This is a genomic window from Dyella sp. ASV21 (assembly GCF_016428975.1).
Lineage (GTDB): Bacteria > Pseudomonadota > Gammaproteobacteria > Xanthomonadales > Rhodanobacteraceae > Dyella.
On record NZ_JAELTT010000415.1, the window covers coordinates 1 to 257 of the forward strand.

A 257-nucleotide genomic window follows, 5' to 3' on the forward strand; every position below is an offset into this window, starting at 1 on the left:
CGGGAGCATGGAGGGAAGGCGCTTTCGGTAGATGATCAAGGTGTCGCAAGCCTAAGCGTCGGCGACACCTCAAGCCCTCAAGAGAAGAACTATGTAGGCGTTGGTATCTACAAAGCGCCGCTGGATGAGGACGGTCGCGCTAAGGCGCGCGCCATCGTGAAGCTGCTTTGCCGTGAGGATATTCAAAGCGACAGCACATATCAGCGATCCTTGATCTCTGATGCACCCTCCGGCTTTTCCCTTCATTGCACTCGCAA

At 55.6% G+C, this 257-nt stretch carries 1 protein-coding gene; it reads left to right on the plus strand.

Annotation, left to right across the window (positions count from 1 at the left end):
• Positions 1-257, plus strand: a 257-nt coding sequence (locus tag JHD67_RS22565) for a hypothetical protein (RefSeq protein WP_233172190.1), incomplete at both ends; no start/stop codon positions are given.